At 53.4% G+C, this 23,583-nt stretch carries 24 protein-coding genes and 1 other annotated feature; of the genes, 19 read left to right on the top strand and 5 right to left on the bottom strand.

The features are described 5' to 3' along the window. Nucleotides 1-119 precede the first annotated feature (119 nt). The 6 genes from PSAB_RS16130 to glpK all read left to right on the top strand — a co-directional run bounded on the left by PSAB_RS16130 (nucleotide 120) and on the right by glpK (nucleotide 7,530). Nucleotides 120-644 (top strand): redoxin domain-containing protein, encoded by a 525-nt coding sequence (locus tag PSAB_RS16130; protein ID WP_025335622.1) that lies wholly within the window; start codon nucleotides 120-122, stop codon nucleotides 642-644. Then, complete coding sequence (gene resB / locus PSAB_RS16125) at nucleotides 641-2,326, top strand: cytochrome c biogenesis protein ResB (RefSeq protein WP_084266539.1); 1,686 nt, start codon at nucleotides 641-643, stop codon at nucleotides 2,324-2,326. The genes PSAB_RS16130 and resB overlap by 4 nt, the downstream gene beginning before the upstream one ends. Next, a complete protein-coding gene (gene ccsA, locus PSAB_RS16120) occupies nucleotides 2,323-3,585 on the top strand; it encodes a cytochrome c biogenesis protein CcsA (protein ID WP_025335620.1) in 1,263 nt (420 codons plus the stop codon). The genes resB and ccsA overlap by 4 nt, the downstream gene beginning before the upstream one ends. A gap of 74 nt (nucleotides 3,586-3,659) precedes the next feature. Then, nucleotides 3,660-4,376 (top strand): response regulator transcription factor, encoded by a 717-nt coding sequence (locus PSAB_RS16115; protein ID WP_025335619.1) that lies wholly within the window; start codon nucleotides 3,660-3,662, stop codon nucleotides 4,374-4,376. 1 nt (nucleotide 4,377) lies between these two features. Then, nucleotides 4,378-5,817 carry an ATP-binding protein gene (locus PSAB_RS16110; protein WP_025335618.1) on the top strand — a complete coding sequence of 480 codons (1,440 nt, stop codon included), beginning with the start codon at nucleotides 4,378-4,380 and terminating at the stop codon, nucleotides 5,815-5,817. A gap of 213 nt (nucleotides 5,818-6,030) precedes the next feature. Next, nucleotides 6,031-7,530: a glycerol kinase GlpK gene (glpK, locus tag PSAB_RS16105; RefSeq protein WP_025335617.1), complete on the top strand. Its 1,500-nt coding sequence runs from the start codon at nucleotides 6,031-6,033 to the stop codon at nucleotides 7,528-7,530. Nucleotides 7,531-7,666: 136 nt separating this feature from the next. Here the strand turns inward: glpK and PSAB_RS16100 are convergent, their stop codons facing one another. Then, nucleotides 7,667-8,917 carry a methyl-accepting chemotaxis protein gene (locus PSAB_RS16100; protein WP_025335616.1) on the bottom strand — a complete coding sequence of 417 codons (1,251 nt, stop codon included), beginning with the start codon at nucleotides 8,915-8,917 and terminating at the stop codon, nucleotides 7,667-7,669. Nucleotides 8,918-9,032: 115 nt separating this feature from the next. Next, nucleotides 9,033-10,004, bottom strand: a complete 972-nt coding sequence (locus PSAB_RS16095) for a helix-turn-helix transcriptional regulator (protein WP_025335615.1) — start codon at nucleotides 10,002-10,004, stop codon at nucleotides 9,033-9,035. Nucleotides 10,005-10,192: 188 nt separating this feature from the next. Here PSAB_RS16095 and PSAB_RS16090 point away from each other — a divergent pair, with 188 nt between their 5' ends. Continuing rightward, the gene (locus PSAB_RS16090) at nucleotides 10,193-11,032 is read left to right on the top strand and encodes an SDR family NAD(P)-dependent oxidoreductase (RefSeq protein ID WP_025335614.1); all 840 of its coding nucleotides are present in this window, start codon (nucleotides 10,193-10,195) and stop codon (nucleotides 11,030-11,032) included. Between the two features lie 72 nt (nucleotides 11,033-11,104). Here the strand turns inward: PSAB_RS16090 and serA are convergent, their stop codons facing one another. Then, a complete protein-coding gene (gene serA, locus PSAB_RS16085; RefSeq protein ID WP_025335613.1) occupies nucleotides 11,105-12,697 on the bottom strand; it encodes a phosphoglycerate dehydrogenase in 1,593 nt (530 codons plus the stop codon). Between the two features lie 56 nt (nucleotides 12,698-12,753). Here serA and PSAB_RS25815 point away from each other — a divergent pair, with 56 nt between their 5' ends. Next, on the top strand, nucleotides 12,754-12,903 hold the full coding sequence (locus tag PSAB_RS25815) for a hypothetical protein (protein ID WP_158442597.1): 150 nt from the start codon (nucleotides 12,754-12,756) through the stop codon (nucleotides 12,901-12,903). A gap of 49 nt (nucleotides 12,904-12,952) precedes the next feature. Next, nucleotides 12,953-13,179: a binding site (T-box leader), on the bottom strand. A gap of 90 nt (nucleotides 13,180-13,269) precedes the next feature. Here PSAB_RS25815 and PSAB_RS16080 read toward each other — a convergent pair. Beyond that, complete coding sequence (locus tag PSAB_RS16080; protein ID WP_025335612.1) at nucleotides 13,270-14,169, bottom strand: hypothetical protein; 900 nt, start codon at nucleotides 14,167-14,169, stop codon at nucleotides 13,270-13,272. A gap of 81 nt (nucleotides 14,170-14,250) precedes the next feature. On the opposite strand from PSAB_RS16080, the gene PSAB_RS16075 reads away from it, so the two are divergent. The 3 genes from PSAB_RS16075 to PSAB_RS16065 are packed head-to-tail and all read left to right on the top strand — an operon-like array spanning nucleotide 14,251 to nucleotide 16,081. Beyond that, nucleotides 14,251-14,844 carry a CPBP family glutamic-type intramembrane protease gene (locus PSAB_RS16075; protein WP_025335611.1) on the top strand — a complete coding sequence of 198 codons (594 nt, stop codon included), beginning with the start codon at nucleotides 14,251-14,253 and terminating at the stop codon, nucleotides 14,842-14,844. Then, nucleotides 14,841-15,254 carry a hypothetical protein gene (locus PSAB_RS16070; RefSeq protein ID WP_025335610.1) on the top strand — a complete coding sequence of 138 codons (414 nt, stop codon included), beginning with the start codon at nucleotides 14,841-14,843 and terminating at the stop codon, nucleotides 15,252-15,254. Before PSAB_RS16075 ends, PSAB_RS16070 begins: the two co-directional genes overlap by 4 nt. Beyond that, complete coding sequence (locus PSAB_RS16065) at nucleotides 15,248-16,081, top strand: metallophosphoesterase (protein WP_025335609.1); 834 nt, start codon at nucleotides 15,248-15,250, stop codon at nucleotides 16,079-16,081. Before PSAB_RS16070 ends, PSAB_RS16065 begins: the two co-directional genes overlap by 7 nt. A gap of 115 nt (nucleotides 16,082-16,196) precedes the next feature. Here the strand turns inward: PSAB_RS16065 and PSAB_RS16060 are convergent, their stop codons facing one another. Then, nucleotides 16,197-17,165: a polysaccharide deacetylase family protein gene (locus PSAB_RS16060; protein ID WP_025335608.1), complete on the bottom strand. Its 969-nt coding sequence runs from the start codon at nucleotides 17,163-17,165 to the stop codon at nucleotides 16,197-16,199. Nucleotides 17,166-17,259: 94 nt separating this feature from the next. On the opposite strand from PSAB_RS16060, the gene PSAB_RS16055 reads away from it, so the two are divergent. The 8 genes from PSAB_RS16055 to PSAB_RS16025 all read left to right on the top strand — a co-directional run bounded on the left by PSAB_RS16055 (nucleotide 17,260) and on the right by PSAB_RS16025 (nucleotide 23,419). Next, nucleotides 17,260-17,610, top strand: a complete 351-nt coding sequence (locus PSAB_RS16055; RefSeq protein ID WP_025335607.1) for a hypothetical protein — start codon at nucleotides 17,260-17,262, stop codon at nucleotides 17,608-17,610. Nucleotides 17,611-17,874: 264 nt separating this feature from the next. Then, the gene (locus tag PSAB_RS16050) at nucleotides 17,875-18,486 is read left to right on the top strand and encodes a genetic competence negative regulator (RefSeq protein ID WP_025335606.1); all 612 of its coding nucleotides are present in this window, start codon (nucleotides 17,875-17,877) and stop codon (nucleotides 18,484-18,486) included. 123 nt (nucleotides 18,487-18,609) lie between these two features. Beyond that, nucleotides 18,610-19,305 carry a glutamic-type intramembrane protease PrsW gene (prsW, locus tag PSAB_RS16045; protein WP_025335605.1) on the top strand — a complete coding sequence of 232 codons (696 nt, stop codon included), beginning with the start codon at nucleotides 18,610-18,612 and terminating at the stop codon, nucleotides 19,303-19,305. Between the two features lie 68 nt (nucleotides 19,306-19,373). Then, the gene (locus tag PSAB_RS25980) at nucleotides 19,374-19,520 is read left to right on the top strand and encodes a hypothetical protein (RefSeq protein ID WP_165094449.1); all 147 of its coding nucleotides are present in this window, start codon (nucleotides 19,374-19,376) and stop codon (nucleotides 19,518-19,520) included. 131 nt (nucleotides 19,521-19,651) lie between these two features. Then, complete coding sequence (gene ypeB / locus PSAB_RS16040; protein WP_025335604.1) at nucleotides 19,652-21,004, top strand: germination protein YpeB; 1,353 nt, start codon at nucleotides 19,652-19,654, stop codon at nucleotides 21,002-21,004. Nucleotides 21,005-21,192: 188 nt separating this feature from the next. After that, nucleotides 21,193-21,846 carry a flagellar brake protein gene (locus PSAB_RS16035; RefSeq protein ID WP_025335603.1) on the top strand — a complete coding sequence of 218 codons (654 nt, stop codon included), beginning with the start codon at nucleotides 21,193-21,195 and terminating at the stop codon, nucleotides 21,844-21,846. Nucleotides 21,847-22,124: 278 nt separating this feature from the next. Then, on the top strand, nucleotides 22,125-22,835 hold the full coding sequence (gene cmk, locus PSAB_RS16030) for a (d)CMP kinase (protein WP_025335602.1): 711 nt from the start codon (nucleotides 22,125-22,127) through the stop codon (nucleotides 22,833-22,835). Beyond that, complete coding sequence (locus tag PSAB_RS16025; RefSeq protein WP_025335601.1) at nucleotides 22,832-23,419, top strand: lysophospholipid acyltransferase family protein; 588 nt, start codon at nucleotides 22,832-22,834, stop codon at nucleotides 23,417-23,419. The genes cmk and PSAB_RS16025 overlap by 4 nt, the downstream gene beginning before the upstream one ends. The last annotated feature ends 164 nt before the right edge of the window (nucleotides 23,420-23,583 follow it).

The following is a 23,583-nucleotide window of genomic DNA, read 5'->3' as shown; positions in this document are numbered from 1 at the left end:
TGTTCACAACTGACGCCAAGACCTGACGGAAAAATGGAACCGGATTCGTTATAATGTTCATAGGATGTTCACACTTCTTGTTTGCGATATGAACTGTATCACAGAAGGGGGCAATCTGTGTGGGCAAAGCGAGAAAACCGGTACAAATCATAATTTTGGCTCTGATCGTTCTGCTTGGCGGTTACGCCATTGGAACTTCGGCGTTTGGAGGAGGCGGCAAGCCCAAAGAGGGAAGCCGCGCTCCATCCATCGAGCTGCTCGGACTGGACGGTCAAACCCACTCGCTGGACGAATATAAAGGAAGGCCGGTTGTCCTGAATTTCTGGGGCTCATGGTGCGCTCCATGTGTGAAGGAAATGCCTGCGCTGGAGGCCCAGTGGCAGCAGTGGAAGAACCAGGGGGTTGTCGTACTCGGTGTCAATGTCGGCGAAGATCAAATGACGGTCGAGAATTTTGTAAACGGTACCGGGGTCCACTTCCCGATTCTGCTGGATACGGACAGGGAGGCGGTGCGCCGCTATGGGATTTCTCCTCTGCCGACTACCTTTTTTATCAATGCCAAGGGAAAAATAGATACGATCCATATCGGACAGCTTGATCTGAGCACGCTGAGCGCGCAAATCGGAAAGCTGGTGAACCCATGAACGGACGCTTGCCCCTGATTATCAATACAAAATGCGAATGCGGCCATCAGAATCCGGTCGGTACGGTGCTGTGCGAAGCATGCGGCAAACCGCTGCTGGATAATCCCGAATCCGGCGAGACGCTTGAAATGCGCTATGACGGCATGGCACGCCGCTCCCAAAAGGCCAATCCGGGCGTGATCGACCGGGTGTGGAACTTTTTTTCCTCGGTCAAAATCGCGGTCTATCTGATCGTGCTGACGCTTCTCGGCTCCACGCTGGGAACGATTTTCCCGCAGGAAAGCACGTTTTTGAATATCGATCCTTCCACGTACTACGAGCAGCGTTACGGCGCAGCCGGCGAAATCTATTACAGACTCGGCCTTTCCCATACGTATGAATCCTGGTGGTTCATCACCCTCCTGGTCATGATCGGGGCATCGCTTGTCATCTGCAGCCTGGACCGTGTGCTCCCTCTCTACAAAGCGCTCAGCCGGCAGCATGTCCGCAAGCACCGCCGCTTCCTCACCCGGCAGAAGGTGGTTTTTGTGATGAAGGTGGAGGAGGACCCTGAAGCCTGGACGGCAAGGGCGGTTCAACCTCTGAAGAAGCAAGGCTACCATGTCTTTACGGACGGCGGCGCGCTGCTGGCGGAGAAGCACCGGTTCAGCCGATGGGGACCTTACGTTATACATATCGGTCTGATCGTTTTTTTGCTTGCGGTACTGGCCAGAGGGCTGCCGGGCCTACAAATGGATCAGCATCTGGCTTTTCCCCAGGGCGATCTCATCCACATTCCGGATACTTCCTATTACCTGAAGAACGAGAAATTCACTGTGGAGTTCTACTCCGACGAAGAGATGCCCAAAGAATTCCGCGGCAAAAAAGTGCTCCCGAAGCTGTACGAAACGAATGCGGTACTGTACGAATGTACGGCGAACTGCGGCGATCCTTCCAAAAAGCCGAAGCTGACGAAGGTCGCTTCCCATGCCATCCGGGTGAACGATCCTTTAAGCTACAATGGAATGAAAGCGTATCAGTTTGATTACGACCTCACTCCCGTGCTGCGCTCCGTGACACCGAAGCTGGTGAATTCCGGGACGGGCGAGGCTTACGGCAGCTTTAAGCTGGAAATGAAAAATCCGCAGCGCACGTTCACCGCCGGACCGTACACGCTGGAGCTGAAGGAAAAATACATGGAATTCGGACTGGACCCGGAAGGGCGGCCGATATCCAAATCGCCGTATCCGAACGCGCCGGCCTTTCTTTTTCTGATCAAGGGTCCAAATTTGCCGCCTGACGGAGAGCAGTATTTCTATTTTCCGAAACAGAACGACAAGGCAGAGTTTCAGCAGGACGCGATCAACGACAAGCTTGGAGGCGGGAACCGCTTTCTGGAGCTTGAGGTGGGGGATATGAGCGGCGTCGATTTCTCGGAGTCGACCAGTTATCTCAACATCCGGGTGGACCGCGCGATGCCTTTCGTCTGGACCGGCGCCGGGATTGTCATGCTTGGCCTGGTGCTTGGCTTTTACTGGCAGCATCGGCGGATCTGGCTGATCGTGGAAGGGGGAGAGCTGACGCTTGGAGGGCATACGAACAAGAACTGGTTCGGCTTCCGGCGAGAAGTTAGCTCTTTCCTAAATAAAATGGGCATTTCTGCGGATGAAAAATCACTCGACAATGGGGGAGGCCAAGCATGAATCTGCTCCAGTTCAGCAATAATGTGTTTATCGCCGCCTTTTTCCTGTACAGCCTGGCGTTTATGTTGTTTACCATCGCCATCATGGGACGCAAATGGTCCGGCCGGAATCCGGAGGCGCATACCGCGCGCTGGGGTAAAATCGCTTTTGCCGTCTCATCCCTCGGACTCCTGTGCCATCTTGCCTACTTCTTCACCCGCTGGGCCGGCGGGGGGCATATCCCGGTCAGCAATATGTATGAGTTCATGACCTTCCTGTCGATGATGGTGATGGTTGCGTTTACTGTCATTTTCTCCATTTACCGCAAAATCCTGCTCGGTCTGTTCTCCGTTCCGATTTCCATTATAGTCATGGCTTACGCGGCCGTGTTCCCGCAGGAGGTGCAGCCGCTCATTCCTTCTTTAAGATCGATCTATCTCAATATTCATGTGACCCTGGCGGCGTTTGGTGAATCGTTCTTTGCGGTAGGCTTTGCGGCGGGACTGATGTATCTGCTTCGCACGGTCAATTTTAATGGCTCGTCAAAAAGCGACAAACGCCAGCAGTTCGGCGTCGAATTTACATTGTTCATCATCATCGTCATTATCGGATTTTTGGCTTCAGTGTTCGCTTTTCGGGCGTCTGGATACGAAACGGTTTTTATTAGAAGCAATGTTACCGTTGACAATCCCGGGCTGAATGATAGTACAATAGAGAAAGTCAGTTATAAAATGCTACCCTTTGTGGCACCTTACCATAGCGAAATTGAGAGCTTTCAGTCGTTTTTTGGCATGAAGGAACCGCTCTTTGAAGCGCCTTTCTGGATGAAAGGAGTCAATGCGGGGCGGAAGCTCAATACGGTCATCTGGTCGCTGTTGTCGGGTGCCGTCCTCTACGGCGTACTGCGCCTCCTTGTACGCAAGCCTCTGGGCAAAGCGCTTCAACCCGCACTTGATGGAATCGACGAAAGCGATCTGGATGAGATTACGTACAGGGCAATCGCCATCGGTTTTCCCATTTTTACACTGGGGGCTTTGATTTTTGCGATGATATGGGCCCAGGTGGCATGGGGAAGATTTTGGGGCTGGGACCCCAAGGAAGTATGGGCTCTTGTGACTTGGCTGTTTTACAGCGCCTATCTCCATCTCCGGCTGGCACGCGGATGGCAGGGCCGCAAATCCGCTTGGCTGGCCGTACTCGGTTTTCTGGTTGTCATGTTTACTCTGGTTGGCGTCAATCTGGTTATTGCCGGACTCCATTCTTACGCCGGTACAGACTAAGTATTCGGGCGTAGACAGGGGACGCCATTCTCAGGTAATCTTCTACTTGTATTCGATGAAGGGGTTGTTGTGAAATGGCAGAGCATCTGAACAGAATTCTGGTGGTGGATGACGAAGAACGAATCCGCCGGCTGCTGAAAATGTATTTGGAGAAAGAAGGATATGAAATCGACGAAGCGGAAGACGGGGAGATCGCGCTGCGCAAAGCGACCGCTGCCGATTACGGACTGATTTTGCTGGATGTCATGCTTCCCGGAATCGACGGGATCGAGGTACTGACCCGGCTTCGGGACGTGAAGTCCACTCCGGTCCTGATGTTGACCGCCAAGGGCGAAGAGATCAACCGCGTGCAGGGCTTTGAAATGGGCGCCGACGACTATGTCGTCAAACCTTTCAGCCCGCGTGAGGTTATTTACCGGGTAAAGGCGATTTTGCGCCGCTCGTCGGCTACCGCTTTTTTGTCCAAGGAGACCAATTCCAGCAACAATATCGTATTTCCGCATCTGGTCATTGAGCATGACGCTCACCGTGTTACCGCCGGAGGACAAGAGGTCAGCCTGACGCCGAAGGAGTATGAGCTGCTCCATTATCTGGCGGTTTCGCCGGATAAAGTGTTCTCGCGCGAAGAGCTGCTCAAGGATGTATGGAATTACGAATTTTTCGGCGATCTGCGCACGGTGGACACCCACGTCAAGCGTCTTCGCGAGAAACTGAACAAGGTGTCGCCGGAATCGGCGGCGATGATTACGACGGTGTGGGGCGTAGGCTACAAGCTTGAGGTCCCGAAATAAGGTGAACTTCTGGAGAAGCCTAGTCGGCAAGCTGTGGGTGACGATCATCTGTCTCGTCGCTGTCGTGCTTATGACACTGGGGCTGTTCCTGCTGCCATACATTGACAGCAACTTCGCCAATTCCGGCGCGATCAAACGATTGTTTATGTATACGGCTCTAATTGGTTTTTCCATGACGACCTTCTTCGCCTTGTTTCTGTTCACGAAGATCACGCAGCCGATGCAGCAGGTCATTGCCGCGGCGAACGCCATTCGCCGGGGAGATTACGGCAAGCGGCTGAAGCTGGTGACAAGTGACGAAATCGGCGAGCTGGCAACCTCCTTCAATCATATGGCGGCCGAACTGGAGGGCACGATCCGGAGCCTCAACCATGAAAAAGGGCTATTGTCCAGCGTGCTGCGCAGCATGAGCGATCCTGTGATCACTTTTGACAACGAAGGGCGGATCGTGCTGACGAATCCGCACGGCGAGTCCCTGCTGGAGAGCTGGAGCGATTTGAAATGGGAGCAGGAGGGGGAGGCCGACCCGGGAGAACCGTACGCAGACGCTCAGGGCGTTCCGCTACCGCTCCGTACTCTATTCCGGCGCACGCTTGAGGAGGGCGGAGATCACAGCTCCAATGTGCATGTCCGCCAGGGAGTATGGTCCGTGCATATGGCGCCGCTCTTTTCGGATAATCAGATTCAGGGCACCGTGGCAGTACTGCGCGATGTGTCGGAGGAAGTCAGACTTGAGAAAATGCGCCGCGATTTTTTGGCTAACGTATCCCATGAAATCCGCACTCCGCTGTCGATGATGCAGGGCTACAGCGAAGCGCTGCTGGACGGTATGGCGTCTTCGCCGGAGGAGAGCAGCGAGCTTGTGCAGGTAATCCACGACGAATCGCTGCGGATGGGACGGCTGGTCAAGGATCTGCTTGATTTGGCCCGGATGGAAGCGGGACATACCGATTTGCAGAAGGCTCCGGTCGACATGAACGAGCTGCTCGAACGGATATACCGCAAATTCTCCGTACGCGCCAAGGAACGGGAAATCGAGCTGCACTATATTCGAAAGAGCAGTGAGCTATGGCTTCATGATGCCGATGAGGATAAGCTGGAGCAGGTGCTGACCAATCTGCTGGACAATGCGTTCCGGCACACTCCAGCGGGCAAAAAGATCGATATCGTTGCCGATTGGGTCGCGTATTCGAACCGGTCTGAAATCGAAATCGAGGTTCGGGACGAAGGCGTGGGTATTCCAAACGAAGATCTTCCGTTTATCTTTGAACGCTTCTACAAAGCGGACAAAGCACGGGTTCGCGGGGAAACCGGGGGTACCGGCCTTGGTCTCGCCATTGTCAAGAATATCGTCCAATCCCACGGTGGGCACATCTCGGCGGCCAGCAAGCTAGGGGAAGGTACCTGCTTTACCTTGCGTTTGCCTGTCGAAAAACAATAAATTTTAAACATTACTTGCCAGCGCCTCTTGTTTCAGAGGTGCTTTTTGTTGAATGGAGCCGATAAATCTTGTTCTCCGTGGAACAAAACGTGTAAATAAGGGTATCCGTATGACAGGAGGATTTTCCATGAGAAATATGGCAATAGTTAAGCGCTTTATTTATTCTTCGCCAATCATCCTGCTGCCGGGCAAGCGCCCGGGCGGAGGCTTCCGATGAGCCGCTATATTTTGTCGCTTGATCAGGGCACGACCAGCTCACGGGCGATTCTGTTCAACGATGAGGCCCGAATTGTCGGGCAGGGTCAATACGGGAATACCCAGTATTTTCCACAATCGGGCTGGGTGGAGCATGATCCCGAAGAGATCTGGGAAATGCAGCTTCAGGCGGCAAGAGACGCCATTGCAAAGAGCAGCGCCGATGCCTCGCAAATCGCCGCGATCGGCATTACGAACAAGCGGGAGACGGCCATCGTATGGGATAGGGAGACGGGCAAACCGGTCTATCCGGCGATTTGTTGGCAGGACCGGAGAACTGCGGAGATGTGCGAGGAGCTTAAGCGAAGAGGGCTTGAGCGCGAAATCGGGGAGAAGACGGGGCTTGTGGCGGATGCCTATTTCTCGGCCACGAAGATTGCCTGGATTCTGGATCACGTAGAGGGCGCAAGGGAAAGAGCTGAACGCGGAGAGCTGCTGGCCGGAACGGTCGACACCTGGCTGATCTGGAAGCTAACTGGAGGGGCGGTGCATGCTACTGACGTCACCAACGCATCCCGGACGATGCTGTTCGACCTGCACCGTAGGGTTTGGGATGATAAGCTGATGGCCGAGCTGAACATTCCGGCATCGCTGCTGCCCGCGGTGCGGATGTCGGGCGGGTCCTTCGGAACGGCGCTCAAGGAGTGGTTCGGAGCGGAAATCCCCATCCTTTCGGTGCTGGGAGACCAGCAGGCGGCGCTCTTCGGCCACACCTGCCTGGAACCCGGTAGCGCCAAGAACACGTACGGCACTGGCTGCTTCATTCTGATGAATACCGGGAGCGAAGCGGTGGCTTCCCGTCACGGGCTGCTCACGACGGTCGCCTGGGGAATCGGAGATGAGCTTTACTACGCGCTTGAGGGCAGCGTATTTGTTGCGGGCGCCGCGGTTCAGTGGCTGGAGGAGGGGCTCGGCGTAATTGACAATCCGGGGCAGTCCGAGCAGAAAGCCCGGGAGGTTGACGACAGCGGCGGCGTTGTCGTGGTGCCTGCTTTTACCGGCCTTGGGGCGCCTTACTGGGATATGTATGCCCGGGGAGCGATATTCGGCCTAACGCGCGGTACGTCCTCCGCCCATCTGGTACGCGCGACTCTCGAATCGCTTGCATTTCAGTCAAGGGATGTGATCGGCGCGATGGAGAAGGATGCCGGAATGCAACTTGCCAAGCTTAGGGTCGACGGCGGGGCGGTCCGCAATGATCTGCTGATGCAGTTTCAGGCTGACATTCTGGGCAGTGAAGTGACGCGGACGACGTACGCGGAGACGACGGCGCTTGGCGCGGCTCTCCTGGCGGGACTACTCGCTGGCTTCTGGAACCGTGACGAGCTGCGGAGCTTCAATCCAGCGGAAAAGACCTTCACACCCGCCATGCCGGAGGCAGAACGGGAACAGCGCTATCGAATTTGGCAGGATGCCGTTTCGCGGACCCGGGGCTGGGAGAAGCATGAGTCTCCGTAAGGCTGGTTAGCAGCTTTTCTAAAGATATTCTACGTAAAAATGGCGGATCGCCGTTCCCGATGGGGGAGACGCGGTCCGCCTTTTGTAATCTAACCGTAATCAGCCGGCTGAATGACCCTGTTTCCCGGAGATTCTATCAAAATTTAAAAATCTGAATCGTCTTCTGCAGATTGAGGACGGCTCGGGTCATTTTTTCCGTCTCTTCGGTTACGTCTTTAAGGGCATGGATTTGCTCATTCATCGCCGCCGACACCTCCTCGGTTCCCGCCGCCGACTGCTCGGTGATCGCCGAAATATTCTCAACGGCTCCCGATATTTGAAGCGCGCTTTCAAGCATTTGGTCACTCTCGTTGGAAAATACGGCGATCTGTTCCGTTATGTATTGAACGCTTTGGACAATCTCGGAGAAAATATGTCCAGCTTCCAGAATTTTTTCATTTTGAATTTGAACAATCTCCTCGTTGATGGCCGTGTTTTCTACCGCCAGCGACATATCCGCTTCGATCCGCCGGACGAGCTTGAACACTTCGGTAGCGGCCGTGGCCGATTCTTCGGCCAGCTTACGGACCTCATCGGCTACCACGGCGAACCCGAGACCATGTTCCCCGGCTCTCGCCGCTTCGATGGATGCGTTCAGGGAGAGAAGGTTGGTCTGTTCGGCAATGTCCGAGATGGTCTTCGTGATCATCGTTATGCCGCGGGCATTCCTCGACAGCGCATCAATGCTGTCTGCAACCTTTTGCGTCGCTTCGATATTTCTTCTCATTCCTTCAGCTTGAACCTCGATGGATTGGCGTCCCTTATTAACCAGACTTAGTGTGTGTTCTGACCGGTTGTTCATTTCTTTCGTGGCATCGGTGTAATTTTTCACTTTATCCTCGATGCCCTTCACCGATTCCATCACGCCCACGATGTCGTTCGAGATTTCATGGGCACCCTGCGCCAGCTCGTGTGAAGAAGAGGCCACCTGAGCCATAACGATCTGCAGCTCCAGATTTCGTTCCTCGATACCTCGGCCGGCGTCCATAACATGGCGGCTAATCTGGGAAGCATCGCTCAATATGACTCTAAGCTTGTCAATCATGGTGTTGAACGTGCGGCTGATATCTCCAATTGAGCCCGATTCGTCGGCTCTGACAGTAAAATCTCCTTTCGAAATGCTGTGAGTCACGTTTGAAATGTCCTCAAATGTAGATGTAAGCGTTCTCTCAATGATGCGTGCCAGCGGATAGGTCAAGACGACCAGCAAAGCAATCAGCACAAGCCCCAGAATAAATTTGCCGATCAATGCAAAAACGACCAGCATCGGGATTGAGAATAAAGCCGCAATCAGAAAACAACCTGCGAGTACCCTTTGGCCCAACGGGAGCTTGCTCATCCAAGTCATACGAAATTCCCCCTTGTAAAATATTTCTGTACCAGTATAGGACTTAAGGCGGTCATGGTCTATTGTGAAAAATTCTTAATCTTTTTGGACGCCTGGCATCGTGAGTTAGTCGGATTTACGTATCACGGTCTTCGGCCGTAAGATATAGAGCGGCAATGGCCCGAGCCGCTTCCGCTACCTCTTGTCTCAGCTCTGAAGGCGCTATGACCATCACATCCGGTCCAAATGACAGGACAATGCGCCGGGCCGATTCGAACGTTTGGAACTCGGCCTGCACGCAAATCCATCTCGGTTCTGACGCAGGGGAGGAAGATGTCACCACCGCGTACCGTTCCTTCTCAAGCTCCGGGAGAGCGGTGTCCCGTATCCGCAGCTCGGCGGGATAGCGGGGCAGTGAAGCCCTGAAGTCCCGGGTGGACTGCTCCCAGTAGGCCTGAAGATCGAAATTCTCCGGCCGCTGAAAATGCTTCTCCAGAATCTCCGCATGAACGATCCGAGACATCCGGTAGGTCCGATGATCTCCTTCACAGGAAGCTACGGCGTACCAGATTCCTCTTTTGGCCACCAATCCCAGCGGATCGATGAGCCGCTCCTTTGGTTCATCCTGCCGGCCATACTGGATTCGGACGCTCCGGCATTCCCGCATCGCTTGCTGAAGGAGAGTCAGATAGGGAACGGATTCGTCTATCGGATGCCAGGAGATTCCGTCGATATGAACCTGACCGGACAGATTAAACCCGGATTCGGGGCCGATGGTGCGGTTAACGGCCTCCAGCTTGCGGGCCGCAGCGGCATAATCCTCTTTAATCCCGAGATCGTCCAGAATGACCGGATCGGCGGTCAGAAGCAGGGCCCCAATCTCCCGGGGCTTCATGCCCGTAAGCTGTGTCCGGTATCCTTCAGAGAGGCGCCAGCCTCCCTCACGCCCACGCTCCGCAAGTACGGGTACGCCCGCCGCAGATAAAGCCTCCATATCCCGGTGCACCGTCCTTTCGGATATTTCAAGCATTTCGGACAGCTGGCTGGTCGTCAGCTTGCCGCGGCTCTGAAGCAGTAGCAGTATGGACAGCAGACGGTCGGCTCTCATTGATGTATGCTCCTCCTTCACTCGTTATCGTCGTTATTATCCTTATAATATTCTGAATATATGACAATCGGTGACATAATTAAAGATTAAGCTGATTATGCAGCCTGAACATTTCCGCAAGTCCGGATGCTGAAGCCGGTAAGCCGAACGGAGACAGGCGAGTTCCGATTGAAGAGAGGGAGCGGGAATTGAAGACTTTGGAGGGCAAAGTTGCGCTGGTCACCGGAGCAAGCAGGGGGGCGGGAAAAGGCATAGCGCTGGAACTGGCCGCCGCCGGAGCATATGTGTATGTAACGGGGAGAAGTGTTAAAGGGAACCGGATAGGAAACAGACCGGGGGACATTGACGCTACGCTCGAAGAGATCGAGAAGGAGGGAGGCCGGGGAGCGGCGGTAAGCTGCGATCATACGAGGGGCGGGGACACAGAGCAGTTGATCTCGCGCATCTCTTCCGAGTGGGGCAGGCTCGATATCCTCGTGAACAATGCATGGGGCGGCAATGAGCTGCCGATTGATGAGCGGCCTTTCTGGGAGCAGCCGCTGGAGCATTGGAACCATATGTTCGATTCCGGCGTGCACGCCCAACTGATCACGAATTATTATGCGATACCGCTAATGAGGAAATGCCCGGGCGGTCTGATTATTCATACCACTTTTTGGGACCGGTATAACTACCTGGGCAACTTCTACTATGATCTGGCCAAGGACGCGCTGGTTCGCATGGCGTACGGATTATCCAGGGAGCTTAGGGGTGACGGAATCGCTGTCATTCCACTTTCTCCGGGCTGGATGCGGACGGAGCTGGTGCTGGACAGCTTTCATACGGATGAAGCACATTGGCAGGAGGTGGAGGAATTGGCTTCGACCGAATCGACCCGTTATATCGGGAGGGCGGCGAGCGCTTTGGCTTCGAACCCGAAGGTAATGGAGCTGTCTGGTGTTCCCCAGCAAGCGGGCCGGTTAGCGGAGCGATACGGGTTCACCGATATTGACGGCAGGGTCGTGCCGGTATTTCTAATGGAAAAATAAAAACGCCGGCTGCCCCCGAAATGGGCAGCCGGCGCTTTATCTATGCCGTCCTACAACTTAGCGTTGAACAATTTACAGCAGTACGACCTCAGTAGCCGTGTTGATCTCCGGCAGAGCGGCCAGCTTCACAAGCACCTCATTCGGCACTTCTTTGTCGACGGTCAGCAGCATAACGGCTTCTCCGCCCACAACAACCCGTCCAACCTGCATGGATGCGATGTTGACATCGTTCTGGCCGAGCAGCGTACCTACATTACCGATAATACCCGGTTTGTCGTTATGGGACACCAGGATTTGATGGCCTTCCGGAGCGATGTCGATCGGGAATTTGCCCACTTGTACAATCCGTTCGCCGTAGCCTTGCAGAAGCGTACCGGATACAAGGCGTTCTTCGCCGCCCTCGGCGAGGAGCTTCACTGTAATGAGGTTGGTAAAGCTTTTTGGCTTCGAAGCTTTTGTCACGACGACATTAACATCACTTGTCTTGGCCAGGTGCATGGCGTTGACGATGTTGGCGTCTCCGCCGAAGTGGCGGGACAGCACGCCTTTAACAATGTAACGGTTCAGCGGCTGAGTATCGACATCAGCAAGATCGCCGGCAAATTCAAGATGAATTTCGTTGATAACGCCCTTCGTAATTTGCGAAGCGAAGCTGCCAAGCTTCTCGCCAAGATTAAAGTAAGGCTGCAGCTTGTTCATCACGCTCGGCGCAACCGGCGGAATGTTGACGGCATTGATAAACGGCTCGCTCCGCAAAATATGCAGCACTTGCTCGGACACGTCGATAGCCACGTTCTCCTGCGCTTCCACGGTGGATGCGCCAAGGTGAGGAGTGACGATGATCTTCGGATGGGTCAGGAAAGGGTGATCCGCTTCCGGCGGCTCCTTCTCAAATACGTCGAATGCGGCTCCGGCTACGATGCCGGCATCGATGGCTTCCACGAGCGCTCCTTCGTCAATGACGCCGCCGCGGGCACAGTTGACGATGCGCATGCCTTTCTTCATAACCTCAAACTGCGGCCGGGAAATCATATGGCGGGTTTGCGGCGTCAGCGGCGTATGAACCGTAATGAAGTCTGCGCCCCGAACGATGTCGTCAACGGATGCCAGCTTGACTTCCAGCTTTTCCGCCCGGTCTGCCGTCAGGAACGGGTCATAGGCCAAAATATTCATGCCGAACGCTTTGGCGCGTTTGGCGACTTCGCTGCCGATCCGGCCCATGCCGAGAACGCCGAGCGACTTGCCGCGAAGTTCGACACCGAGGAACGATTTTTTATCCCACACACCGGTAATTGTCTTCGCATAGGCTTGAGGAATGTGACGGGCAAGGGCCATCATCATGGCGAAAGCATGCTCACAGGTCGTGATGGTGTTGCCGTCGGGAGCATTGATAACAACAACGCCGCGTTTGGTAGCTGCTTCCAGATTGATATTGTCCACGCCGACACCTGCGCGTCCGATAACCTTCAGCTTGGACCCGGCTTCAATGATTTTGTCCGTAACAGTTGTCTGGGAACGAACGAGCAGACCGTCGTATTCACCGATAATGGCAATCAGTTCGTCTTCGCTGAGTCCCGTCTTCTTGTCTACCGTTACGTCGCTTGCTTCCGTCAGCTGTTGGATGCCCAGATCACTGATCGGGTCCGATACCAAAATTTTAAACATGCTTTTCTTTTTCCTCCTTAAATGTGTAAAACACTTTATATTTTGAGGAGGCCCTAATGGGGCTCTCCGTATTACCTAAAGCCATTATTATCACAGGAGAAGGCGATCATACCGCATTTTCAGGCAAGCGTCAACGCGGTACCGCAGCAAAGACCAAAGCTGGAGCAAGGCCTGAAATGAAGGTATGCCTTCCGGGCGACCAGTAAAGATACAAGGCTGGCAATAAAAAACTCCCGACCCCATACTGCTTCCACAGTAAGGGACGAGAGTATCGTGGTACCACCCTAATTCACTGCATCATTTTACAGATACAGCCTTATTTCCTGTAAACAGGAACACTGGTAACGGAGATGATCCGATTGTGCCTACTAAAGTTCAACACAATATCTCAGGAGCGCTAAAGACTACCGTCCGTCACCGGCTTGCACCACCCGCCGGCTCTCTGAAGACCTTCAGTAACTTTGTTCCATCATCGCTTTATGCTTGATTAATTTTTCATAAATGTAACATGGCCATGCGACATGTGTCAATAGAATTTTAACGGATAATTGTGATATGATGCATTAGCCGGCTTAGTCGTAGAAGAACGGAAGCTCGGGAAGCGTCTCGTTGCCGTAGTATTGATTGCGCCACTTGGAGAAATCCCGCTCCCCGAAGGCGTCGGTCGATATCAGCAAGGAGGTCGCACCCTGGATGCTGGTCAGCTTAAGGGATTCTGCTGTGCCAGAATGGATCAGGTTGTCGATCTTGGCTGTTACGTCCTGCGGATCATAATCCGCAAAAACGCCGCGGTTCAACAGGATTTCCGCGATTGTAGCGTTCTTGAGCAGAAGAGGCATCTTCTTCCACTCGCCAATTGAAACCACCTTCGGATTCCCCGTTTCGGAAGGGATGGAAGAATTCGTCTGGGAACCCCATTTCAGCATCGAGTTATAATAATTGCTCTGGCCCAAAAGTCCGAATTTAACCGCGCCCTCCGCAAACTCACCGCTTCTGAGCGTCTTCGCCGCCTGGGCTCCTCCGGAGATCCCGGACGCCTGATTCGCAGCCTCGGAGAAGAGACGCAGGCTCTTCAGAATATTGAGCTGACCCCGCTCAAGAAGAGGAGAGTCGGGGAAGAGCGAGGCCTGATTGACTTGCGCGTAGGCATCATCCGCGAGCGAGCGAAGACTCTTAAGGATATTCGAGCTGTTATCGGCGCCTCCGGCCAATAGACTTACCTTCTCATTCCAGCTCCGCTTGAATTCCCGATATGGCGAAAATACGTTATGATAGAAGGTGACGAGATCCGTCTGGCGGTATGAGGTGTAGCTTTTTTCCAATTGTGCATTGGCGTTCGATTTCTCGTATTTGGCCTCGACCTTGTCGGCCCCGACCCTTACTCCGGTAAAGAACACGGCAAAGATAAGGATCAGGCAGAACAAAAATCCGAGGGTGTACAGCAGCGGGGATTGGGATGTGCGGCGATTCATAAGCGACGGCTCCTTTTTCAGTAAAGATAAATTGAGGATGAAGCATCCGGAAAACACTATTATAGAACAGGCAGGTTATGAATGAAAAAATTTAAATTCGGCGATATAAAAGTAAAAAAGGCAACCCCGGAGCAGTTAACCGACCGGCTGCTGCTTGTTAATCTCTATTTCACGCAGGCTATTACTCTTATTATCGGTTTGGTGTGGATATTATTTCAGAAAAGAAACCCCTTTCACATATTAAATTTTCCCGAGGGTGCCCGTTTTGCGGCCTGGGGCCTAGGTCTGGCGGTCATTATGCTCATCGTGGACTTCGTGTTAACCTATATTGTCCCCGAAGAAACGATGGATGACGGCGGGATTAACGAGCTGTTGTTCCGGGGAAGGCCGATCTGGCATATTGCGCTCATTGCCGCCATCGTGTCGGTCTGTGAAGAGCTGCTCTTTCGAGGAGCGGTACAGTATGCCTTCGGGCCCTATTGGACAAGCATTCTGTTCGCCATTATCCATGTCCGTTACCTGAGGCACTGGATTCCGACCGGCTGGGTGTTTGCGAGCAGCTACGGACTTGGACTGATTTATATTTATTCCGGAACGATCTGGGCACCGATATTATGCCATTTTATCATTGACCTGTTCTCAGGATTGGTGATTCGCTACAGGAGGGAGTCATGAGTGAAGAGCTCAGCCGGATAAAGTCACGCAAGAACAAAAAGATCCGCAAGGAAACATCCGGTATCCATGAAAAAAACGCGGGCAAAGCGGAAGCTTCCGCCTCAAAGAAAAAAGAACAGACGTCCTCGCCAACCCTCTCCCGTTCCCGTAAAAGCACCTCTGCTGGCCGTAAAACCGGGCAGGAAGGCCGGAAAACCACGGCCCCAAGAGGAAGAAAGAGGGCGGACCGCCCCAGACCGGGGGAGGAAGAGGAGCAATCCGCCCCGTCCCGATCCGCAACCTATCGTTCGGAACGGGTCAGACTCAGCAAGCTGTTTGTCAATTCGCTGAACGTACTGTTTATGATGCTCCTGATCCTGCTGGTATGGTGGGGAATCAAAGGCGCCCCGCCGCTGAGGACGCTATGGTAGCGGTTTGGGTTTTGCTTCTGGCCGCAGCCTGTCTGACCACGATCGGCACGGTTATGCTGGCCGAAGCATTTCGCAGCCGTCTAACTGAGACTGAAATTGCACTGGATACGCTCCCCGTACCGTTCGACGGTTATCGAATCCTGCTCGTGACCGATATTCATCGCCGGAGCCTTCCGCATAAGCTGCTGTCCGGCTTGAAGGGCAAAGTGGACGTTGTGCTGGTGGGCGGCGATATGACGGAGAAGAATTGTCCTCTTCAGCGTCTCCGGGCGAATATGGCGCTGCTCGCTTCGATCGGGCCTGTCTACGCCGTGCACGGCAACCATGATTACAAGGCGGATATCGGCGAGGTTGACCGCATACTCGAACACAGCGGGGTCCGGCTTCTGGCGGACGAGAACATTCCGCTGACAACGGAAGGAGCGCAGCTTTGGCTCACCGGCGTAGACTACCCTAGAACTGGCGGCAAAGTCGCCTATGCTCCGCTTCCGGACCTGCCTTCGGGCAAAGAGAAGGAATGCCGGATTATCCTTGTTCATGATCCGATGTGGCTGCTGAAGCGGAAGACCGTCCCTGCCGATCTCGTCCTTTCCGGCCATACGCACGGGGGGCAGGTGGTTTTGCCCTATATCGGCCGAAGACATGTGGAAGCTTTTTACCATATTTATTCGGCCGGAATGTTCCTGTGGCCCAAAGGTGACGGTACGGGAAAAAAAGCCAAGCTGCTGATCAGCCGGGGATTCGGTACCGCCCATTTGCCGCTGCGCTGGAACAGCCCGGCCGAGCTTAATATTCTGACGCTGAGGCGGAAGGGCGCCTGGAAATGACAGCGCTTGATTGATGACGCCGCCCGAAAATCGCTCGAAAGCTTATTTCCTCGGCCGAAAACACGTTAACAAAAAAAGGCGTCTTGTTCCATTATGGAACAAGGCGTCTTTTCGATTATCGCGTGCCCAGCTCGATGCTGCGAGGGTCGACAAAGCTGTAGCCCTTGCCTTCGAGCGTTGTCAGCAGCGTGTCAAGCGCTTCGGTTGTCCACGGAAGCTCATGCATGAGAATATTGCTGCCGGAGTGCAGCTGACTGGTAACATTCTTGACGATTTTCCCCGTTTTATTCTCTTCCTTCTCGCTCATTGTCCAGTCCAGCGAACCGTTAGACCAGGTCATGTACAGCAGGCCGTTCTCGGCCGCAACCTTCCTGCCAACATCGCCGCCCGCGCCGTGCGGAGGACGGAAGAATACGGGCGTTTCCCCGGTCACTTTCTTGACGATTCTCTGCACATCCTCGATCTGCTGTTTGACTTCCGCATACGGTTTGTCCTTCAGAACGATATGATCCCAGCTGTGATTGCCGATGATTCCGCCGCGCTGCTGAATCAGCTTCAGCAGCTCCGGATGCTCCTTGATCCGGTAGCCGTTGACGAAAAAGATCGCCTTGGCGTGATGCTTCTCCAGCGTGTCGAAGATGGCATTGATCGTCTTGGCTTCCTTAGGACCGTCGTCAAAAGTCAGCAGGACGATCTTTTTGTTCGTACTTTCCTCATTCGGCTTGATGTCGTAGTTCTTGTTCATATGATACAGGACCGGCACATCGGCATTCATCCCGCTTGCGGATTGCTTACCCGCATCCGTGGGGGTGGCGGAAGGTCCTGCGGAGGCTGTTGCTGCTGGCTCCGAAGACCCGGGCGCAGCAGGCGAAGCAGCCGCGTCGTTGCCTGAATCGGATGCCTGCGGAGAATCGGCGGGTGCTGCCGTCGCGGTCCCGGCGGGAGCGGAAGAAGCGATCGCGCTTTGCGTCGCAGCCGCGGAAGTCCCCTCGGGGGCCGCCGCGTTATCCGCTCCGCCGCCCGCGCCGCTGCACGATGTCAGCAGCAAGGCGGCCATCAGCAGCGCTGCTGTCTGTTTACCCACTTATTTCAACTCGCTTTCCTGTCGTTAGGCTGTATGAGGCGGATACTTTCCGCGAACACTAGTCATGATTTTACCACACAAGGAGGTAATAAATGTGAAGACTTCGTCATTTTTATGGGGAGTTATGCTGGGCGCCACCACCAGTATGCTTATGTCCAAGAAGCGCAATATGTTCATTCCATTTCTGGGGCAATCCGGCGCAGCCGACAAAGCCAAGAACAAAATCATGGATATGGCGATGACCGGCTTCGGCAGTTCCTCCTCGGGACAGCAGCAATCCAATGCGGCAAGCACCCATCAGGCAGGGAACAAGACGGAATCTCCTGTCCGTTCCAAGGAAGCCAACCTCAAAATGCTGAAGGATTTCATCCGCAGCAACCCTGAAGTCAAACGGGATGTCGAGCAGATTCTCAAAGAAACCCATACCGCCATACCCGGATTGTAATCACAACTATTTTTTGAAGAATCATTTTGGGGATGTTGTACCTTCAAAATGATTCTTTTTTTTGACCGCAAGTTCGGAGCATGGAGCCGATAAGTCACACATTTTTAAAATGTAAGAGGCCCCGCCTACATATTTGCGTGCATTTATCTCGGCAAAATGGTAACATACATACATATCAATCAACCTAATAACCATTTTTGGCTCATTACTCGGGACTCATCATACACTATAATAAACCTGAGCTTTCAAAAGGAGGATCCTGTCATGAGAATAGAGCGTTTAAGTCAAGATAAGATACGGATTTTCCTCACTTTTGACGACCTGAGCGAGCGGGGGATCCAGAAGGAAGACATGTGGCAAGAAGTCCCCAAAGTTCATGACCTCTTTACGGAAATGATGGATCAGGCATACAACGAACTTGGATTTGACGCAACCGGTCCTCTTGCCGTGGAAGTGTTTGCTCTGCCCGCACAAGGTATGGTCGTCATCGTCACCCGAGGCAAATACGATCATCAATACGGAGCGTCCGGGGAGGAAGAACTGCCCGATGAGATTTATGAGATGGAGGTTACCCTGGAACAGGCGGACTCCATCGTCTACGCTTTCCGCGATTTCGAAGTCGTGGTAGAAGCGGCGCATGTGCTCATCGGCAACATTACTTCCGCCGGCAAGCTTTACTCCTATAACGATAAATGGTATCTCTATTTTGATCCGAAGGAATATGAGGAGCCGGCGCTGTCGGCACTTGTCGCTGTGCTTGCCGAATTCGGGGATTCTTCCCCGGTAACCGAGACGGTGCTGGACGAATACGGCAAGACGGTTATGGCGGAGAACGCCGTTCAGCAGCTGTGCGCCTTTTTCAAACGCCAAGAATAATGCGGGAGGGAGATTAGTTATGACATTCCCTCTCCCTTGTCACCAACGCCGGCCGGCCCTGCCTGTTTCATAGGGAAAGAGCCGGCCTATTCTTTTATATTCACTAGCGGGGAGGAACGTTCGGTGCTTTTGTTATCGGTAGTTTCGTCGGCAGTGGCACCGGGACTGGCCCTGCTGATTTATTTTTACCTGAAGGACAAGTACGACCAGGAGCCGCTTCATATCGTGCTTAAAGTCTTTTTGCTGGGGCTGCTGATCGTGTTTCCGGTTATGATTATTCAGCGGGGACTGTCCTTGGGGCTGCATGCGGGTCCGTACACGGAATCATTTCTGATCTCCGCCGGAGTGGAGGAGTGCCTGAAATGGTTCGTGATGTATCATATCATCTATAACCACACGGAGTTCGACGAGCCGTATGACGGCATTCTATATGCTGTGGCGATATCGCTCGGTTTTGCGACAATCGAGAATGTGATGTACGCTTGGTACAGCCATGCGTCTATCGGTTCCATGTTCCTGAGAGCGCTGCTGCCGGTATCGGGGCATGCCATGTTCGGGGTTGTGATGGGTTATCATCTCGGGAGAGCCAAGTTCTCCAAAGGGGCCAGAAGCCGGGGAATACTCGCCGTCTCGCTGTTTCTCCCTTGGATGTGGCACGGGATTTATGATTTTATTTTGAACACGACATCAAGCTACTGGATCTGGTTTATTGTGCCGCTGATGGCTTTTTTATGGTACGGAGGCATGATCAAGGTGGCGCGGGCCAACAACCTTTCGCCTTTTCGCCTGCTGAAACGGGAGGAAGAGGTTAATCTTTAGCGCAAATGGACACACTGTTACCGGGATGATTTTCTGCAGGGAAACTGCCCGGAAGCGAGGTGTCTTTTTTGCGTGTAAAAGTGCGAATCGTATGCAAGCAGTGCGGGGAGAGCTATATTTTGCGCGGCATCCGAACCCAGGGCGTCATTCACACGGGATTCAAGCAGTGCCTTTGCAACTGCACCGAAGGTTTTTTGATTGAAGAGCAGGCTTGAGAGGCGAGCTTGCTCTTTTTTGCGTCTACAGGACCAGACATTGGCGGTTTCTCCGGGCACCGGTGCATAAGACTTCTTGACTTTTGTCAAACTAAGGGCAATAAGTTACCTGAAGGGAGTCTTTCAGCCATATGTACAGAAGAATGAGTGCCGTATTGTTCCCGATAACCGCAGTGCTGCTCATTGGAGCGCTTGTGTGGGGCTACCAGGAGAACCAGGAGAAGAACGCGGTCCTGCTGAAAGCAGAGAACCAGTATCAGCGTGCCTTCCATGACCTGTCTTATCATATGGAGCGGCTGCATGGCGAACTCGGCAATGCGCTTGCCGTAAGTTCCACCTCCGACGGAATGCACCGTAAAAGTCTTACAAATGTGTGGCGTTTGACGAGCGAAGCGCAGAATGAAATCAACCAGCTCCCCCTGACGCTGCTGCCATTCAGCAAGACCGAAGAATTCCTCTCCAAAATATCGAACTTCTCCTACAAGGCGGCGGTGCGGGATTTCAAGACCAAGCCTTTGAGCGAAGGCGAAATGAACAACATGAAGGCCCTGTATAAAAATTCGGGAGAAATCTCGAAGGATCTTCAGGAGGTTCAGCACAAGGTAATCACGAACCGTCTCCGCTGGATGGATGTCGAGTCGGCACTGGCATCGGAGAAAAAGGCCGAGGACAACACCATTATCGACGGCTTCAAGACCGTGGACAAACGGGTAAGCGCCTATCCGGAGCTAGATTGGGGTCCTTCTGTTGCCAGCGTGTATGATAAGCGTTCCGTCCGCAAGCTGAGCGGTCCCCCGGTTTCGGTGGATGATATCCGCCGCAAGGCGCTGAAATACGCGGATGTCGGCAGCGGAGCGAAGGTGCATATTACCGAGAACGGAAAAGGGACGGAATGGGCTTCGTATACGGCGACGGTCATTGGGACGAAAGAAACGGTCAGCATGGATTTCACCACAAAAGGCGGGCTGCTGATTTCTTTTAATAATAACCGCGAGGTCGGAAAGGCGAAGGTATCTATGGATGAGGCTGAAAGCAAGGCCCGCCAATTTCTGGAGCGAAAGGGTTATTCGAACATGGTGCCGGTCAGCGCCGACCGGTTCGACAACCTGGGGAACTTCACTTTTGTAACCGAACAGGACGGCGTGCTGATCTATCCCGAAAAAATAACGGTCCGCTCCGGACTCGATACCGGCGACGTTACCGGATTTCAGTCTAGCGACTACGTGGTCCAGCACCAGACTAACCGCAAAATTCCGAAGCCGGGAATCAGTGTTGACGAAGCGCGTAAAAAGCTGAATCCCGAGTTCCGTGAATTGTATCACCGTCTCGCCTGGATCGAGAATGATGACGGGGAAGAGGTGCTCACTTACGAGTTCGGGGGCCGGATCAACGGATCGCAATACCGCATCTACGAAAACGCGAATACCGGCATCGAAGAATCGGTGGAGGAGATCCGGACCGCTTCGGGCGCGCAGAAACAGTGATTTTCTGGAACTTCAGCAAGGCTGTCCGTATCCGGGTGGCCTTGCTTTTTTGCGGCGGAATTCGGCAAGAGATAACATTTCGTAGAGAATTCGGCAATATTTTCTCGCTTGGGTGTCGAAAAGGTGTCGAATCACATGGTATAATCGCCATTATAGAAGATCTTACTAATATAACGGCGGTGACAGGCTTGTATCCCAAAATCAACGACCACCTGTTCATAAAAGCAGCATCCGGCGACGCCGCCGATTCCGAGGCCGAATACCGGTCCAGAATTACGGAATGGGATGACGAATCATTTCTGATCGAAATTCCGATGCAGGAAGGTTCCGGGCGGCTCAAGAGACTTCATATCGGAGACGAGTTGTCGGTCTACTTCATGAGCGAGGGCGGAATCAAGAATTATTTTTACACGCATGTGCTTGGCTTCAAAGAGGATGTCATCCGCATGGTACGCATCCGCAAGCCTGCCGAAAATGAAATTATGAAAATGCAAAGACGAAGCTTCCTGCGTGTCAGCGCAGAGCTTGAGCTTGCGGCCAAAACGATTGGAGGAAGCCGTTTTCTGGTCCACACCGAGGATGTCGGCGGCGGAGGAACGTCGTTCTGGACGGACGTGAACGTACCGCTGGAACTCGGGGATCGGCTGCAGTGCTGGCTTCTTGTCCCTTACCGCAACGGATCAAGCGACCATGCATCCTTTGAGGCCGAGGTTGTAAGAATGAAGGAGCTTGAGAACGGACGGAGTCTGGCGATGCTCAAATTCGTGAACATCCAGGACGGCGAACGTCAAAAGATCATCCGTTTCTGCTTCGAGCGGCAGTTTGATTTTCGCAACCGCTAAAAAGGGGCTCCCGATATTTTTTGCGCGATATTGCCCCAAAGAGTTTCCGAATTCTCCAAAATTCGCGGTTTATCCCCGCTTTGAAGCCTGTATTTTGAGTCTATGCGATTTTGCACTACTGCATAAACTGTGGTATAATTTTATAAGTCGCAGGCAATGCCTGCTTTTTTCTTGAAGATATCAGAAGGTGTGGATTTGGCAATTCGGACCCTTTGGTATGTCGAGAAGAAACACCTGTCAAGCTCTGTCTTGGCTTTATTTTGAGGAGGGTTGCCCCTTTGGTTAGGCAGGGGACACATACTTTGGACAAAATCAACGTCGCCATCGACGGACCTGCCGGGGCAGGCAAGAGTACGGTAGCCCGAAAGGTAGCACAGAAGCTTTCTTACATTTATGTCGATACGGGAGCGATGTACCGGGCGGTTACCTGGTATTTGATCCGTAATGGCATTAAGCCGGAAGATCACGAAGACGTGCTTCAAACAGTGCGAAATATGGTGATTGAATTAATACCCGGACAAGAAGTGCAGAAAGTGCTGATCAACGGGGAAGACGCTACTCCTCATATCCGCACCCTCCAGGTCAGCGGCATGGTATCGCAGTACGCGGGAATCGAGTCCATACGAACCCGGTTAAGCCAATTGCAGCGCGAGATGGCGCTTGTCAAAGGGGTCGTAATGGATGGGCGTGATATCGGCACAACCGTGCTGCCGGACGCCGAAGTGAAGATTTTCATGACGGCAAGCGTGGAGGAACGGGCGCTCCGCCGCTACAAAGAGCTGAAGGATAAGGAGCAGGTGAGTCTGGAGCAGCTTGAGAACGATATTGCACAGCGCGATCATCTCGATCAGAATCGGGAGATTTCGCCGCTGCGACGTGCGGAGGACAGCATTCTGCTCGATACGACGTCGATGGATATCGATCAGGTTGTGGAGACAATCGTGTCCCACTGCAGATCTTATGCTCGCGGGGAGAGAAACCATTTATGATTTATGTGATTTGCCGAGGATTGCTTCGCATGATTTATGCCGTGTTGTTCCCGCTGAAAGTGGTCGGAGTTGACAATATTCCGAGCGAGGGCGGGGTGCTGCTGTGTGGCAACCACACGAGCAACCTGGATCCCGTAACCATGGGCATCAAGGTTAAACGCAAAGTGAACTATATGGCCAAGGCGGAACTGTTCAAGGCTCCGGTTCTCGGCCCGCTGGTCAGACAGCTTGGCGCTTTTCCGGTTAAACGCGGCGGCGTAAGCAAAGAATCCATTAAAACGGCGCTTAATTTGCTCCGAAACGGGCAAGTAATGGGGATTTTCCCTGAAGGTACGCGGAACAGCGACAGCGGAATTGCCAAAAAGGGAGCGGCAACCTTTGCCCTCCGCAGCGGCGCGGCTGTTGTTCCGGCGGCGATTATCGGCCACTACAAGCCATTTCGCCGGATGGTCGTCGTTTACGGCGCTCCGATCAATCTGAGCGAATATGCCGCAAGCGGCAGCGATTCGGCTGAAGCGGTTACCGATCTGATCATGGCCCGGATTCGGGAGATGCTTGAGACCGGCAAGCCGAGCAGTAACTGATGCGATTTACGAAGAAGCTAAAGATTCCTCCGCCGGAAAGTGGCATAGCCGTTATTTTTTGGCACATAATAGGGATTAGCAATTAAAGCGGGGCTTTCTTTAAAGAGGTATGTTTTGAACCCTGCTCTAGTGCGGGTTTAAATAAATGGGGTTTTGAATCGAGG

Origin of the sequence: Paenibacillus sabinae T27 (assembly GCF_000612505.1) — a bacterium.
GTDB lineage: Bacteria > Bacillota > Bacilli > Paenibacillales > Paenibacillaceae > Paenibacillus_AQ > Paenibacillus_AQ sabinae.
The sequence above is the reverse complement of the archived record's forward strand: the minus strand, read 5'-3'. Positions and strand labels throughout refer to the sequence as shown.